The 13,875-nt window shown below is 49.3% G+C and carries 19 protein-coding genes; 9 read left to right on the top strand and 10 right to left on the bottom strand.

Features of this window, described 5'->3' with window-relative positions:
- Positions 1-2: 2 nt before the first annotated feature.
- From MJZ26_08455 to MJZ26_08445, 3 genes are read left to right on the top strand one after another with little or no spacing between them, the layout of a single operon-like run.
- Complete coding sequence (locus MJZ26_08455; GenBank protein MCQ2105807.1) at positions 3-524, top strand: DivIVA domain-containing protein; 522 nt, start codon at positions 3-5, stop codon at positions 522-524.
- A complete protein-coding gene (locus MJZ26_08450; protein ID MCQ2105806.1) occupies positions 524-748 on the top strand; it encodes a DUF167 domain-containing protein in 225 nt (74 codons plus the stop codon). Before MJZ26_08455 ends, MJZ26_08450 begins: the two co-directional genes overlap by 1 nt.
- 17 nt (positions 749-765) lie before the next feature.
- Positions 766-1,578 (top strand): phosphatase PAP2 family protein, encoded by an 813-nt coding sequence (locus MJZ26_08445; GenBank protein ID MCQ2105805.1) that lies wholly within the window; start codon positions 766-768, stop codon positions 1,576-1,578.
- A 23-nt stretch (positions 1,579-1,601) separates the two neighbouring features.
- Here MJZ26_08445 and MJZ26_08440 read toward each other — a convergent pair whose 3' ends face one another.
- A complete protein-coding gene (locus MJZ26_08440; protein ID MCQ2105804.1) occupies positions 1,602-2,468 on the bottom strand; it encodes a LysR family transcriptional regulator in 867 nt (288 codons plus the stop codon).
- Positions 2,469-2,624: 156 nt separating this feature from the next.
- Between MJZ26_08440 and MJZ26_08435 the strand changes: the two genes are divergently transcribed.
- From MJZ26_08435 to MJZ26_08410, 6 genes are all read left to right on the top strand, one after another.
- On the top strand, positions 2,625-3,194 hold the full coding sequence (locus MJZ26_08435) for a maltose O-acetyltransferase (GenBank protein ID MCQ2105803.1): 570 nt from the start codon (positions 2,625-2,627) through the stop codon (positions 3,192-3,194).
- 20 nt (positions 3,195-3,214) lie between these two features.
- A complete protein-coding gene (locus MJZ26_08430) occupies positions 3,215-4,378 on the top strand; it encodes an alpha/beta hydrolase (GenBank protein MCQ2105802.1) in 1,164 nt (387 codons plus the stop codon).
- A gap of 103 nt (positions 4,379-4,481) precedes the next feature.
- Entirely contained in the window at positions 4,482-5,429 is a 948-nt protein-coding gene (locus MJZ26_08425) for an aldo/keto reductase (GenBank protein MCQ2105801.1), read from the top strand.
- Positions 5,430-5,475: 46 nt separating this feature from the next.
- Entirely contained in the window at positions 5,476-6,096 is a 621-nt protein-coding gene (locus MJZ26_08420) for a flavodoxin family protein (GenBank protein MCQ2105800.1), read from the top strand.
- A gap of 125 nt (positions 6,097-6,221) precedes the next feature.
- On the top strand, positions 6,222-6,467 hold the full coding sequence (locus MJZ26_08415; GenBank protein ID MCQ2105799.1) for a hypothetical protein: 246 nt from the start codon (positions 6,222-6,224) through the stop codon (positions 6,465-6,467).
- A 13-nt stretch (positions 6,468-6,480) separates the two neighbouring features.
- Positions 6,481-6,738, top strand: coding sequence for an amidohydrolase family protein (locus MJZ26_08410; protein ID MCQ2105798.1), 258 nt, complete (start codon positions 6,481-6,483; stop codon positions 6,736-6,738).
- A gap of 72 nt (positions 6,739-6,810) precedes the next feature.
- Here the strand turns inward: MJZ26_08410 and MJZ26_08405 are convergent, their stop codons facing one another.
- From MJZ26_08405 to MJZ26_08365, 9 genes are read right to left on the bottom strand one after another with little or no spacing between them, the layout of a single operon-like run.
- Complete coding sequence (locus MJZ26_08405) at positions 6,811-7,347, bottom strand: flavodoxin family protein (GenBank protein ID MCQ2105797.1); 537 nt, start codon at positions 7,345-7,347, stop codon at positions 6,811-6,813.
- Between the two features lie 30 nt (positions 7,348-7,377).
- Positions 7,378-7,896 (bottom strand): hypothetical protein, encoded by a 519-nt coding sequence (locus MJZ26_08400; GenBank protein ID MCQ2105796.1) that lies wholly within the window; start codon positions 7,894-7,896, stop codon positions 7,378-7,380.
- Between the two features lie 6 nt (positions 7,897-7,902).
- Complete coding sequence (larC, locus tag MJZ26_08395) at positions 7,903-9,177, bottom strand: nickel pincer cofactor biosynthesis protein LarC (protein ID MCQ2105795.1); 1,275 nt, start codon at positions 9,175-9,177, stop codon at positions 7,903-7,905.
- Between the two features lie 2 nt (positions 9,178-9,179).
- Positions 9,180-9,890, bottom strand: coding sequence for a nickel pincer cofactor biosynthesis protein LarB (gene larB / locus MJZ26_08390; GenBank protein MCQ2105794.1), 711 nt, complete (start codon positions 9,888-9,890; stop codon positions 9,180-9,182).
- 11 nt (positions 9,891-9,901) lie between these two features.
- Positions 9,902-10,516 (bottom strand): sugar O-acetyltransferase, encoded by a 615-nt coding sequence (locus MJZ26_08385; protein ID MCQ2105793.1) that lies wholly within the window; start codon positions 10,514-10,516, stop codon positions 9,902-9,904.
- Between the two features lie 17 nt (positions 10,517-10,533).
- Positions 10,534-11,445, bottom strand: coding sequence for a twin-arginine translocase subunit TatC (gene tatC, locus MJZ26_08380; GenBank protein MCQ2105792.1), 912 nt, complete (start codon positions 11,443-11,445; stop codon positions 10,534-10,536).
- A gap of 56 nt (positions 11,446-11,501) precedes the next feature.
- Positions 11,502-11,711, bottom strand: coding sequence for a twin-arginine translocase TatA/TatE family subunit (locus MJZ26_08375; protein ID MCQ2105791.1), 210 nt, complete (start codon positions 11,709-11,711; stop codon positions 11,502-11,504).
- Between the two features lie 42 nt (positions 11,712-11,753).
- Positions 11,754-12,743 (bottom strand): DUF362 domain-containing protein, encoded by a 990-nt coding sequence (locus tag MJZ26_08370; protein MCQ2105790.1) that lies wholly within the window; start codon positions 12,741-12,743, stop codon positions 11,754-11,756.
- Positions 12,744-12,756: 13 nt separating this feature from the next.
- Positions 12,757-13,764 (bottom strand): DUF362 domain-containing protein, encoded by a 1,008-nt coding sequence (locus MJZ26_08365; GenBank protein MCQ2105789.1) that lies wholly within the window; start codon positions 13,762-13,764, stop codon positions 12,757-12,759.
- Positions 13,765-13,875: the final 111 nt, after the last annotated feature.

Genomic DNA, 13,875 nt, shown 5'->3' with positions numbered 1-13,875 from the left:
AAATGGAACTTACACCGCTAGACATTAGAAACCAGACTTTCCACAAGAAGAACTTCGGCGGCATCGACCCCGAAGAAGTCAAGGCTTTCCTGGAAACCGCAGCCAACGCCTTTGAACAGATGTCTAGAGACCGCACCGATCTGACCGAACGCCTGAAGGTCGCCGAAGAACGAGTCAACTATTACCGTCAGATCGAAAAGACCATCCAGGACGCCGTTGTTACCATGCAGCGCACCGTGGACGAAGTCAAGGCCACCGCCGAAAAGGAAGCTGAAATTATCATCGCCGAAGCCAAGGCCCGCGCAGTACGTGAAGTGGAAAGCACCAAGCGCGAAGCAGAGGAACTCCGTGCCGAAATCGAACAGCTGAAGCAGCTGCGCACCAACTACTTCATCCGCTGCCGCGCCCTGATCCGCGGTCAGGAAGACCTGCTGGCAGCCATGGAAAACGACCAGAAGGAACTTGAAGCCCTGAGCCAGCAGCCCAAGCGCCAGGTTCCTCCCATGGGAAACGTTCTGGCCTAATGCGAATCAATATCAAGGTACACGCCCGCAGTAAGCGAGAGTCCGTAACGCCTCAACCCGACGGAAGCTTCAAGGTAGAAGTCAAGGCCCCTCCTGTAGAGGGCGCGGCAAACGAAGCCATCTGTGAACTCCTGGCTGAACACTTCAAGGTTCACAAGCGTGATGTACGGGTTGTCATTGGCAGCACCAACAACAAGAAAGTTGTAGAAATCGACGGAATTTAATCTTCATGAGGAAGATTTTGTTCACAATCCTTTTTGCAGTAAGCTGCCAGGCTTTTGCTGCAGAAAGCGTTGACGAAACAAGACAGCGCATCCCGCTGTTCGCTACCCTCTTCCACGACATCGGCTGGAACACCCTAGGCGTTCTTACCTACGGATACGGCCTTCCCTGGGTTGCAGCAGCCGGCGGCACCTACGGGTTTATAGAAAGCGGAATCGACTGGAAGTGGAACCGTTTCTGTGTCCGACATGAGACCGCGTCAACGATTGCAACACTTCCCGGCGGAATCATCGGATCCTTTGCTCCCTTCGCAGTTCCTCTCGCCATGTACTACGGCAGCGACAATCACGACATTCAATTCGACGGACTTGCCATGGGCCAGGCGGCCCTACTCGGCTGGGGCTACACTTCCGTCATCAAGGCGTTTACCGGACGCATTCCCCCGCACGTTAGGGAAGCCGCGGACGGCGACGAAGATTTCCAGGACGATTACAGTGACGGATTCCGTTTTGGATTCTGGCGTGGTGGAATCTTTAACGGCTGGCCCAGCGGACACACGGCAACAGCCACCGCCATGGCCGTCACCCTGGCAACGCTCCACCCAGACAACAACTACATCCTCGCGGGAGCCATCGGCTATTCTGTCATGGTGGGCGTCAGCATGTCCTTCATGGCCCACTGGGCAAGCGACATCTTTGCAGGAGCCATCACCGGATTTCTTATTGGTCGTACCGTGGGTAACAACTTCAAGAAACTTCGTGACGGAGAATCTCCAGATCACATATCATTCTTTGCTAGCCCCAACGCGGCAGGATTGTTAGTGACGTTCTAGTATTCTTGCAAAACGTGACAAAATTATTCCTTTATAATCTCCAGGAATTTTTCGCAGGCCTTGCTCAAGGCCTGTTTCTTTTTCCAGGCAACGGAAACCTTGATGGGAAAAAACGGCTTGAAGGGAACAAAGCAAAGCTTCGTCCCCCTGGTATTCACAATGCCATCAATGGTCACAATACTCGCCACCTCCGCTTCGGCAAGCTTTGACGCATTGTAAAGCATATCGTTGGTGCCGACAATATTCAGCTTGTCGGCACTGTAACCCAGCCAAGTTGTCAAGGTATTGTTGTTCAACATCTGCCTAGAAATAAACAGCGGAATATGGAGCAAGTCCCTAGGTGTTGCAAATTTCTTTTTTGCAAGGGAATTTCCTTTCCAGGTCATAACCCCCCAAGGCGAAACGATGGGAACAGAAACGCTTTCATATCCAGGGAGAACCGTCAAGTCAACGAACATGCCGAAATCGGCAACGCCCTTATCCAGCTGATAACGGACGGTCTCTTCGTCACCGGTGGTCATGTTAAACTTTACTCGAGGGTACTGCCGATTCATTTTCTTGATGGCGCCCGCAATAAAGGAGACCGCCTCAATTTCGCCACAGACCACATTAATTTCTCCGATGACTTCCTCTTCATCCGCCTTCAGCTCCATCAAGGTTCTATTCGACAAATCCAGAATTTCCTCGGCGCGCTGTCTAAGGAACATCCCTGCCTCCGTAAGAAGAACGTTCTTGGAGCTGCGCACAAAGAGGGACTTCCCTATTTCTTCTTCTAGATCCTTGATCTGCTTTGAAAGAGCCGGCTGGGAAACACACATCAAGTTTGCCGCCGCCGTAAAATTCTGCTCATGGGCAACTGCTAAAAAATATCGTAAATGACGAAGTTCCATATAGAGGCTAGAAACTAGAGTTTAGAAATTAGGGGTTATACGGATTTGTTCTCCATAATATACAAACATAACTTATAGTTATAGTTGACTATAAAAACAAAGTATTGGTTATTTTAGTATTTCGTGTCTAAATTTGGAACGCAAAACAGGTTTAGCATGTCTATAGAAGAATTTCGTGAATACATGGCTTCAGGAAAACCCGTCATCGCAGGGTCCGATGTACACCAGCAAATGCACAGATACTCCCAGGAAGCCCTTCGCATCACAGCGGAAATCAACAGTAGGTATCACGAGCCAGAAGAACTACGCAAGCTTCTTTCGGACCTTTGGGGAATCGCTGTTCCCGAAAGCACAGGAATGTTCCCGCCGTTCAACACCGATTGCGGCAAGAACACCTTTATTGGAGAAAACGTATTTATCAATTCTGGTTGCAAGTTCCAGGATCAGGGCGGCATCCGTATTGGTAACGGAGTACTATTCGGGCACAACGTGACTCTTTGCACAATCAACCACAACCAAGATCCAGAGCATCGCGGCGATATGGTCTTTAAACCGATTCACATCGAGGACAACGTCTGGATTGGTGCTGGAGCCATTATTCTGCCAGGAGTTACAATCGGTTATGGAGCCATTGTGGCAGCCGCCGCCGTAGTAACAAAAAATGTGGAACCCAAAACAGTTGTGGCTGGCGTTCCGGCAAAGAAAATCAAGGACATCAAAGTTTAAACATTAAATAAGAGGACAACATGAACATTACTACAAAAATTGCCGCAGGAATTGGCATCGCCCTGGGCACTGCATTATTCACCGCTTGCTGCGACAAGAACGATGCAAGCCAGGCTTCCGCAAAAACAAACTACTCCGCAAACGAGACCACTATGGCACAGAATGAAAAATTGGAACTGACTCAAGAATGGGACAAGGTTTTCAAAAAGAGTGAAAAGGTGGATCACAAGAAGGTGACCTTCGCCAACAATTTCGGCATCACCTTGGCTGCCGATATGTACATCCCGAAGGATGCAAGCCTTGCTGCAAACGGCAAGTTCCCGGCCATCGCTGTTTCAGGCCCCTTCGGCGCCGTGAAGGAACAGTCCAGTGGTCTTTACGCACAGACCATGGCTGAAAAGGGCTTCTTGTCCATCGCATTTGACCCAAGCTTTACTGGTGAAAGCAGCGGCATGCCCCGCCGTGTAGCTTCTCCGGATATCAACACCGAAGACTTTATGGCTGCTGTAGACTTCCTCGGCGCCCAGGAAAATGTGGATGCTGAACGCATCGGCATTATCGGTATTTGCGGTTGGGGTGGCATCGCCTTGAACGCTGCTGCCGCCGATACACGCATCAAGGCAACTGTGGCAAGCACCATGTATGACATGACCCGCGTGGGTGGCAACGGTTACTTCGATTCTGCTGACAATGAAGAAGCCCGTTACGAAGGCCGCAAGGCTCTCGCAGCCCAGCGCGTAAAGGATCGCGCCGCAGGTTCCTACCTGCGTGCCGGTGGCGTTGTGGACCCGCTTCCGGATGACGCTCCCTATTTTGTGAAGGATTATTTCGCTTACTACAAGACTCCCCGCGGTTACCACAAACGCTCTGGCAATTCCAACGACGGATGGAACGCTACAGGCACCCAGGCTTATGCTAACGCCCGCTTCCTCCGTTACACCAACGAAATTCGTTCCGCTGTTCTCGTAATGCACGGTGACAAGGCTCATTCCTTCTACTTCGGCAAGGATGCTTACAAGTACATGGTTGAAGGCAATCCTGCTGCAGGCATCAAGGCAAATCCAAATCCTTCCAACAAGGAACTTCTGGTGATTCCTGGAGCATCTCATGTGGATCTTTACGACAACATGGAAAAGATTCCCTTTGCAAAACTTGACGAATTCTTCAAGACCAACCTGAAGTAATCGACTTGAACCGTTGCGAAATGCATTTGAAAAGAAGGTGGCTTGCTGCCTTCTTTTTTTATAAAAAATGATTTGACATTGAGTCAACTCTAGGTGTTAAATTATGAATATGAAAAACCTCCTTTCAAGTTTTCTTGTGGCGTCGGCGACGTTTTTGCTGGGTTGCTCCAGCGAAAGTGTTGCAGCAAAAAATGTGGAAAGTGAACCCCAGGTCAGTGGAGGTGAGGCTGTGCCAAGTGCGAATACAATCAAGTTGAATAGCGGCTACTCCATGCCGGTTCTTGGTCTTGGAACCTGGACTATGAGCGATTCTTTTGCATCGGATGCTGTTTATGAAGCAATCAAGATGGGCTATCGCCTTTTTGATACGGCGGAGTATTACGGCAACGAAAAGGGCGTAGGTGAAGGCGTTCGCCGCGCCATCAAGGATGGCCTTGTGAAACGTGAAGATGTTTTCGTGACTACCAAGGTGATGCCAGGCTATTACCGTAATCCGGAAAAGGCTATTGACGAGTCCAATGAAACATTGGGATTGGATTATATTGACTTGATGCTTGTTCATCAATCGGGACCTAATGACGACGGCGTCTACAAGGCTCTAGAAAAAGGCGTTGCTGCGGGGAAGATTCGCTCCATCGGAATTTCCAATTATTATACCGCAGAGGAATTTGAGCGTGTGACCGCAGGTGCAAAAATAAAGCCTGCAGTTGTGCAGAATGAAAATCATCCGCTGTACCAGAATACGGAATTCCAGAAATATGTGGCCAAGTACGGCACTGTTGTGGAATCCTACTATCCACTCGGCGGTCGCGGAAATACCCAGAAAACTCTTGGCAATTCTACGCTGAAAGAAATTGCGAAAGCTCACGGAAAAACAGCAGCTCAGGTGGATTTACGCTGGCATATTCAGGCCGGCTACATCGCCATTCCGGGAATTGATTCGCTCAAATACTTGGAAGAAAATTTCAACATCTTCGACATTGAATTATCTGCCGAAGAAATGAAAAAGATTGGCGGAATGGATACGGGACGCCGTTTTGAAAACTGGTAATTTCACAAAAAATTCTAGAAATTATATTTGCAACAGAGGTAACAAAATGAAAGTTTTATTGATTAACGGAAGCCCCCGCAAGAATGGCAACACTTTTACCGCATTGAACGAAGCTGCAGAACAGCTGAAGAAGAACGGCATCGATAGCGAAATCGTGTGGATCGGCAACAAGGCCGTTCGTGGCTGCATTGCCTGTAACGTTTGCAAGACCAAGGGCAATTGCCGCTGCGCCTTTGACGAAGACATCTGTAACGAAGTCATCGCCAAGATGGAAACCAGCGACGCATTGATTGTTGGTTCTCCGGTTTACTGGGGCCAGCCCAACGGTTCCGTACTTTCCTTGATCCAGCGCATGGCTTACGCTGCCGGCGCATATTTCCAGGGCAAGCCCGCTGCCGCTGTTTGCGTGTGCCGTCGCGGTGGTGCGTCTGCTGCATTCCAAACTTTGCAAATGCCTTTCCAGATGCTGAACATGCCTATCGTTACTTCCCAGTATTGGAACATCGCCTACGGCCGCAATGAAGCGGAATCCGCCCAAGATACAGAAGGCATGCAGACCATGCGTACCTTGGCAAACAACATGGCTTTTATGCTGAAAAAGTTCGCCACCGGCACCGCAGAGGTTGAAGCCAAGGAACCCTGGCAGCCCATGAACTTTGTGCGATAAGATTCAACTTTTCGCAATAGCACATAAATTCAATTTCTAGAAAAGTCGCCCACTGAAAATGTGTGGCGATTTTTTGCGCTCTACCCATTGACTTTGAGCGAACTCTAGGTATTATATTGTGGTTTATGAAAAAGCTTTTACTGAAAATCCTACCAATCTTTGTTCTTGCAAATATGACTTACGCACAGAAACCCATCGATACCCATTCCCACATGATTCCTAAATCCTATCGGGATTATTTGGAAAAACATAATGCCCTTCTTGATGAAGATTTTCCCATTCCTCAGTGGAATCTTGAAAAACATATCAAGTTTATGGATGCCGCCGGCATACAGACTTCCATTTTGACATTGCCTGCGCCCCAGCCCTGATAACGGCGGGTATTTGAAAGGCGTCGACATCGCAAAGAATTTGGAAGCTTTCTACTACGACTTGGCTGGGGCCGCAACTCCAGAAACTATTCGTGAACTTTTGACAATTACCACTCCCGAACATCTGCTTTATGGAACGGATTATCCCTACGTCGCTGAACCTGTTCTGATAAAGAACTTGTCTATTCTAAAGAAAAATCTGCAAGAAATTGTTTCTCAAAATGTAGAACAGGTCCTGTACAAAAATGCACAGAACCTGTTTGAGAAGTAAGTCACAATAGCGTTAAATTGTCTTTATGACTTTCGCAGGGACGCCGCCTACCACCGTGTTGGGGGCGACGTTTTATACCTTGCTTCCCTTCTTGTAGGCTTCGGCGAGAGCGATCTTGTTGCTTGCGGTTTCCTTGGGCTCGAAGGCGCTGGCGAAAACAGTTCCCTTCAGCTTGACGTTGTCGAAACAGGCTATCCAGCCCTTGATTCCGTTTATGGCGTTCTTCGGGGTGGTCTTTTCATTTTCTGCGGCGGTGGCCAGCAGGTAGATTTCGCGGAACTTGTATTCGCTTGCGTAAAGGGAATTGGCACGGTCCAGCATGGTTTTTAGCTGACCGCACATTTCGTAGTAATAGATGGGCGTTGCAAAGGCGATGACTTCTGCGTTCTTCATCTTTTCGGTGATTTCGTTGGCGTCGTCCTTGATGACGCACTTGCCCTTCTTTTGGCAGGCGAGGCAACCGCGACAGAATGCGATATTCTTGCCCTGCAGGGAAATGTATTCCACTTCGTTACCGGCGTCCTTTGCGCCCTTGGCGAACTCTTTTGCAAGAATGTCGGAGTTGCTTCCCTTACGGAGGCTGGAAGAAATAACGAGAACTTTTTTCATTTGCGTGTCTCCATGAAAATGCTGCGTGAATTAAAAACTTTGGATTGTGATTTTTTTGGCGCCAGCTTTTAGGGAGTCCTTTAAACTGTCTGGATTTTCAAAAGTTCCGATGTCGCTGTAACTGTAGCCTGGATTGCTGAAGGTCTCGTAGAAAAAGACGAGGCAGTCGGAACCATAAACCTTGATGTCGCCTTTCTTGATTGTGTCGGGGGCGTAGCCTGTGGTCTTGAAACCGGAATCTAGGTAGACGTAATATTCGTTGCCGTGAAGTTCTGTCATGGAAACGGTCAGGGGAAGACGTTCGGCAAATGCCTTGGCAGTGGCGTTGTCTGCCAGAGTTGCTGTGAATTCTTGAGAGCCGATGGTGATCTTGATTTTGTTCATTTCAATTTTTGCCGATGAGGAACTGCTAATTTGGACGGATTGTTCGCTTGATGAACTATTTTCAACAGCGATTGAGTTCTGTTCCGCACTTGAACCAGAATCTGCGCAAGCGCATAGAGGCCACATCACAAATGCGGCATAAAGCAAACCAAATAGATGTTTCATACTTCCTTAACGAGCTTTTGATCTTGCGGCGTCAAAAATTTCACGGAAGGAGACTCCCGCCTTTTCAGCAACTTCCTTGACGCTTTCAAACTCAGGTTTAAACTTCACGATATCGCCAAGTTCGCATTTCTTGACAGTTACCACTCCAAAGGGCGTTTCAACATCCAGGAAACTGCGGCTCATGCAGTTGCGAACTACGGGAATTCTACGAAGTCCGATGGTTGTTGTATTCTTGAAAATAGCGGTTTCAACCTGCCCCATTTTTTCGCCATCTACAATGGCGCGAAGCAAAATACCGGGGCGATTCTTTTTCATGTAGCACGGGATAAAATGAACGTCGCGGGCGCCAGTTTCCATGATCTTATCCATGGCAAGGCCAAGTTCCTCGGGGCTTGCGTCATCGATGCTGCATTCCAGAATGGTGACGTTCAAGTCGTTTGGGGAATTGCCCGTGGAACTAACATCTTCAATAATCTGGGCGCGAAGGAAATTGGCGCGGCCAAAGTCGCGTTTGCCAAGACCAATGCCAGACTTTAAAATTTTGTAGTTGGCCGGAAGTTTTTCGCAGGTGCGGAGAGCGGCAACGACGCCAATACCCGTAGGAGTCACCATTTCGCCCTTGGTTTCGGTAATGTGAAGTGCAATGCCTGCAGCTTCTGCAATGCTTGCCACTGCGGGAACAGGAATCGGAAGCATACCGTGCTGGGTTTGTACAAAACCCGTACCTTCATTAAGGCCAGTCACCACAACTTGAGAAACACCTTGAGTTTCCTGCAAGTCATCTACCAAGATGGCCACCGCCATAATATCTACGATGGAGTCGATGGCGCCCACTTCATGAAAGTGAACATCCTCTACAGCGACGCCGTGGGCCTTTGCTTCTGCTTCGGCGATAATCAGAAAAATTTTCTTGGCAATGGCGAGTGCATTCTGGGAAAGAGTTCCATGACCTGCTACATGGTCCAGGATGTCGTAACATTCCTTTAGATGACGATGCTCGTGAGAGTGGTGATGCTCGTGGTGGTGTTCTACGTAACCTTCTTCGTGAGCATGCACGTGGTCTGCGCTTTCTTCGCCATGATGGGTATGCACATGGACATCAAAAGTTGCTCCAGCGATACTGTAGGAATTTCCACGACCGAAGTGGCAATGCATTCCATCCAGGTGCATGCTGTTGATGGCAGCCTCCAGCTTTTCACGGGATGCGCCCAAATCCAGCAAGGCGGCAACAGTCATGTCGCCACTGATTCCACAAGATCCGTCCAGATAAAGATATTTCATAATTACTTAATCCTCAGCATACGGCAAGCGCTTACGGCAGCGCCAAAACCGTTGTCGATGTTCACCACGGTAACGCCCTCGGCGCAGGTATTCAGCATTGTTAGAAGTGGTGCGACACCTTGAAACGAGGCGCCGTAGCCAACGGATGTCGGCACTGCAATCACGGGTGCTTTTACGAGCCCAGCAATGACACCAGCCAGCGCCCCTTCCATACCAGCCACAGCGATAACCACATCCGCCTTGCGAATTTCATCAATTTTGGAAAGCAAACGATGGAGGCCGGCAATGCCAACATCATAATGTCGCGAAACCTTGGCTCCAAAAAATTCAGCGGTCATGGCAGCTTCTTCAGCGATGGGCAAATCAGCGGTTCCTGCACAGCAGACCGCGACTGTTCCGCGCAGTTTTGCTGATTTCTTTGAAGCGTTGGAATGATCGCCCTTGACCGCTTTTATGGAGATGATTTTTGCAGTTTCGTTATAGCAAGCTTGGGGCATTTTCGCTCTTACAAACTCGTACTGTTCGGCGCTACACTTGGTTCCGAGAACGGAACATCCATTCTCCTTGAAGGTCTGGAGAATTTTCAGAAGCTGTTCCTTTGTTTTTCCGGAGCAGTAGATTGCCTCGGCTGTACCAGTACGTTTTTCACGGCTGATATCCAGCTTGGCAAAGCCAATGTCTTCATAACGTTCATTTGCAAGAGAGTTCTTCATAGTCAAATTCTTCAAAATAATTCCGGATGATTTTCCAGGCGATCCTCTTCCGTAATTTCGCGAATCACCTTGCAGGGAACACCTGCTGCCAATACATTTTCAGGAATATCCCTGGTTACGACACTTCCTGCACCTATCACGGAGCCCGCTCCAATAGTAACGCCACCACATATGGTAACGTTTCCCGCAATCCAGCAATTATCCTTAATGATGATCGGTTTTGCGTACTCGCGATCCGTGTTAACGCCATCTTCCCTGCGATAAGGATTTCGATCCTGATATCTTAAAGGATGTATAGGTGTCAACAGAGATACATTAGGACCAAAGAAAACATTTTCACCAATAGTTACAGGGCAACAATCAAGACATGTAAAATTGAAATTGGCATAGGAATTCTTGCCTATAAAGGTATTACATCCATAGTCAAACTGAATGGGCCCTTGCAGATATACGTTTTCTCCCCTATGAGGCAAAAGTTCATCAAGAATGTTCTGGCGAGAGGAATCCGTTTCAAGCAGCTGATTATATTTCAGGCATAATCCATGAGCCTTCGACCTTAGCTTTGCCAAGGTTTCATCCGCGGGATCATAAATTTTCCCTGCCAACATTTTTTCCAGCTCAGTCATAATCCTTTAAGCCATCATTAATTAGGTTTCCACTTGTCTGCATTCCGCTCTGTTCCAACTTGATACGGAGAAGAAGCCTTTGTAAAGTCCACATCATCCTGGGAATCTTGATTTGCAGATTTCTGCGTCGCGGAATCTTGGGTGCTGCGCGATTCCTGAGTTTTCGGTTCCACCCTGTTCGGAGCATTTTCTTCGTTGTATTCCTTGAACTGTTCGCCTTTATACTTTCGTGCGGCAAACAGGCCGGCTTCGAAAAGCAAGTAAGTGGGAGCGCCCAGAATCAGCTGGCTAATAATATCCGGAGGAGTCAGCAATGCGGCCAACACAAGAATGCCCACCACCACATAAGGGCGGGCGTGACAGACGGTTTCGTAATAAACAACGCCGGAACGAATCAAGGCGTAAGTCACCAGCGGGAACTGGAACATGCATCCAAAGGCGAGAGACAGCCACAGCGCCAGGGTAACGATATTTTCTACACCGAAAATCGGCTGCAGGTTCGCACTTTCAAAACTCATACCGAAGCGCACCACCAGCGGAAAGCAAATTCCCAGGCAGAACACCACGCCCGAAACAAAAAGCCCGCTGGTCATCCACACGATAGAACGAACAAACTTCCGTTCGTTTTCGTAAAGGCCCGGCAGCACGAACTTCCACAAGTTCCAGGCAATGTACGGAGAACAGATGACGCAATCCATAAGTGCCGCGATTTTTAGTTGCAGCAGGAACACTTCCATTGGGGAAAAGTAATGGAGGGTGGCACCACTCTGGGCCACAAGTTCTGCGCTGAACCAGTCAAGAACATAGGACGACAACAAAAACATCGGGATAATCCCGATGCCTAGCGCCACAAAACAGTGAATCAGCGCCGTACGCAAGGCCTCCAAATGAGAGACCAACGTCTGTTCCTGAGAATCTTTACTGATCATCCGAAGCTAGATCCTCGCTTTCGCGAGGATGACTTGGCCGCACCAAAGTCGTCCTTTTAGCCCTGTTCCTTCTTGGCTTCTGCTTCGCCGACCTTTTCAACGGTCTTTTGCAAATCTTCAGCTTCTTCCTTCAGGGCGTCCTTTGCCTTCTTGTATTCGTGCTGGGCACGGCCAAGAGAGCGGGCCAGTTCAGGAATGCGCTTGCCACCGAACAGCAGCAAAACCACAACAACAATCAGGATGATTTCTGGAATTCCAAGAGACATGGGAACCTCGACGCTTTATAAAAATTTCCGTTCAATGGAAAGTTACAAAACTTCCACCAGCTTGTACTTGCGGGAACCCATCTTATGGTGTTCCATGGCATCAAGCTGATGCAGACCTTCGCGGGACTCAATTCGTTCCTTCAGGTCCTTCAGTTCCTTAGGCGGAAGCTTGTACACCATGTCGATACTGGCCTGGTCCACAGCCAGAATGTCGGTAGACGCAAGGATACCGATGTCACGGCAGGTGGGTTCCGCGGCACTGGTACCAGCGCAGTCGCAGTCCACGGACATACGGCGCAGCACATTGATAAAGCACATCTTGCCCTTGAAATGATCGCAGGTGGCCTTGGCGGAGTCGCCCATCAGTTCCATGAACTTGGCACCCATAATCCAATCGGCAGAGGCATTCACGTCGGAAGTATTCATGTGGACTTCACGCTTGCCTATCTGACCGCCGGCACAGCCGATGGCAATGTTCTTCATGGAGCCGCCGAAGCCGCCCATGGCATGACCCTTGAAGTGGGTGAACACCACCATGGAATCGTAGTTCAGCATGTGCTTGCCTACATGCAATTCCTTGAGCCAGTAACCGTCCTTCACTGGAATGGGAGTTTCGCCGTCTTCGTCCATAATGTCCACCACGGTGAACTTGGTAAAGCCATTGACTTCGAGAGCCTTGCGGTGGTCTGCAGTAGTATAACGTCCGCCCTGGTAAAGAGTGTTGGTTTCTACGATAGTGCTGTTAGGAATGGCCTTCTGCAAGGCTTCATCCCATTCGCGGGGAATAATGTTAGGGCCGTTAGGTTCGCCGGTATGGAGCTTGATGGCCACCTTGCCAGAGATGTTCTGCTTCACCTTTTCGTAAAGTTTCAGAACGCCAGCGGCACTGAGATCCTTAGTAAAATAGACGGTAGACACCTTGTCCTCCTTGGAGTTTTTTGCAGGAGCAGCGTTAGCGGCGTTTGCTGCACTTGCAAGACCAGCCACAGCAACGGCACCCGCAGAAACCTTAAGAAAATCACGACGATCCATAACGGCCTTTTTATTAAAGTTCAATGATACGATACTTGCGGTTGCCCATCTTCAGAGCTTCCATGGCAGGGAGCTGATGCAAGCCTTCGCGAGTTTCGATACGTTCCTTGATATCCTTCAGTTCGCCAATGGGCAGCTTGTAAACCATGTCTACGCTGGCCTGGTCCACAGCGAGAATATCGGTGGAAGCAAGGATACCGATGTCACGGCAGGTGGGTTCGGCAGCGCCAACGCCAGCACAGTCGCAGTCCACGGACATACGGCGCAGTACATTGATAAAGCACATCTTGCCCTTGAAATGATTGACAGTCGCCTTGCCGGATTCAGCCATGGCTTCCATGAAGCGCTTGCCGCTATTGCTCCACTTGGGGTAAAGTTCCGGCTTTGCGTTGTAATCCGGATCTTCCATCTTTTCGTGGATCATCTTCTTGCCCACATTGGCGTCGGCACAGCCGATGGCGATGTTCTTGAGGGAACCGCCGAAACCGCCCATGGTATGGCCCTTGAAGTGGGTCAGCACCACCATGGAATCGTAATTCACGATGTGGCCGCCCATGCTCATTTCCTTAAAGTGCTTGCCGCCAGGAACAGGGAGCATCACAGTGCCTTCTTCGTCCATGATATCTACAGGGCAGAAAGTCCAGCCGTTTACCTTCAAAGTCTCGCGATGCTTTTCGGTGGTGTCGCGGTCGCTGGGATGGTAGTAAGTGTTGGTTTCCACGATATTGGAATTGGGAATCAGGGCCTGCACAGCCTTCACCCATTCGCGGGGCAAAATGTTGGGGCCGTTCTTTTCGCCGGTGTGAACCTTGATGGCCACCTTGCCGGAAATATTCTGGTTCACCTTGTTGTACAACTTGATGAGGCCTTCGGCAGAAAGATCCTTGGTGAAATAGACGTTGGAAACATCCTTGCCGGCTTCCTTCACTTCCTGGTTCTTGGGCTTACCAAAAACGGGAGTAGCCATGGCGCTGATCAATGCGGCAGAGCCTACAGTCTTTATAAAATCACGACGATCCATTTATGCCACCTTATGGAAACGACCCTTGGGGTCTTTAATGAGGAGCATGGCAAGCCAAATCACCAGGCCAAATGCCACGGCAGAGAATCCCAGGAAGGCGTCATTCAGCAT

Source organism: Fibrobacter sp., assembly GCA_024398965.1.
Taxonomy (GTDB): domain Bacteria; phylum Fibrobacterota; class Fibrobacteria; order Fibrobacterales; family Fibrobacteraceae; genus Fibrobacter.
The sequence above is the reverse complement of the archived record's forward strand: the minus strand, read 5'-3'. Positions and strand labels throughout refer to the sequence as shown.

Bases quoted from the DNA above. Each gene is read 5' to 3' on its own strand.
- MJZ26_08375 (MCQ2105791.1), bottom strand. From the start codon at position 11,711: ATGTCTCTTGGAATTCCAGAAATCATCCTGATTGTTGTTGTGGTTTTG.
- MJZ26_08450 (MCQ2105806.1), top strand. From the start codon at position 524: ATGCGAATCAATATCAAGGTACACGCCCGCAGTAAGCGAGAGTCCGTA.
- MJZ26_08435 (MCQ2105803.1), top strand. From the start codon at position 2,625: ATGTCTATAGAAGAATTTCGTGAATACATGGCTTCAGGAAAACCCGTC.
- MJZ26_08455 (MCQ2105807.1), top strand. From the start codon at position 3: ATGGAACTTACACCGCTAGACATTAGAAACCAGACTTTCCACAAGAAG.
- MJZ26_08370 (MCQ2105790.1), bottom strand. From the start codon at position 12,743: ATGGATCGTCGTGATTTTCTTAAGGTTTCTGCGGGTGCCGTTGCTGTG.
- MJZ26_08365 (MCQ2105789.1), bottom strand. From the start codon at position 13,764: ATGGATCGTCGTGATTTTATAAAGACTGTAGGCTCTGCCGCATTGATC.
- MJZ26_08440 (MCQ2105804.1), bottom strand. From the start codon at position 2,468: ATGGAACTTCGTCATTTACGATATTTTTTAGCAGTTGCCCATGAGCAG.
- MJZ26_08385 (MCQ2105793.1), bottom strand. From the start codon at position 10,516: ATGACTGAGCTGGAAAAAATGTTGGCAGGGAAAATTTATGATCCCGCG.
- tatC (MCQ2105792.1), bottom strand. From the start codon at position 11,445: ATGATCAGTAAAGATTCTCAGGAACAGACGTTGGTCTCTCATTTGGAG.
- MJZ26_08425 (MCQ2105801.1), top strand. From the start codon at position 4,482: ATGAATATGAAAAACCTCCTTTCAAGTTTTCTTGTGGCGTCGGCGACG.
- MJZ26_08430 (MCQ2105802.1), top strand. From the start codon at position 3,215: ATGAACATTACTACAAAAATTGCCGCAGGAATTGGCATCGCCCTGGGC.
- larB (MCQ2105794.1), bottom strand. From the start codon at position 9,890: ATGAAGAACTCTCTTGCAAATGAACGTTATGAAGACATTGGCTTTGCC.
- MJZ26_08415 (MCQ2105799.1), top strand. From the start codon at position 6,222: ATGAAAAAGCTTTTACTGAAAATCCTACCAATCTTTGTTCTTGCAAAT.
- larC (MCQ2105795.1), bottom strand. From the start codon at position 9,177: ATGAAATATCTTTATCTGGACGGATCTTGTGGAATCAGTGGCGACATG.
- MJZ26_08400 (MCQ2105796.1), bottom strand. From the start codon at position 7,896: ATGAAACATCTATTTGGTTTGCTTTATGCCGCATTTGTGATGTGGCCT.
- MJZ26_08405 (MCQ2105797.1), bottom strand. From the start codon at position 7,347: ATGAAAAAAGTTCTCGTTATTTCTTCCAGCCTCCGTAAGGGAAGCAAC.
- MJZ26_08420 (MCQ2105800.1), top strand. From the start codon at position 5,476: ATGAAAGTTTTATTGATTAACGGAAGCCCCCGCAAGAATGGCAACACT.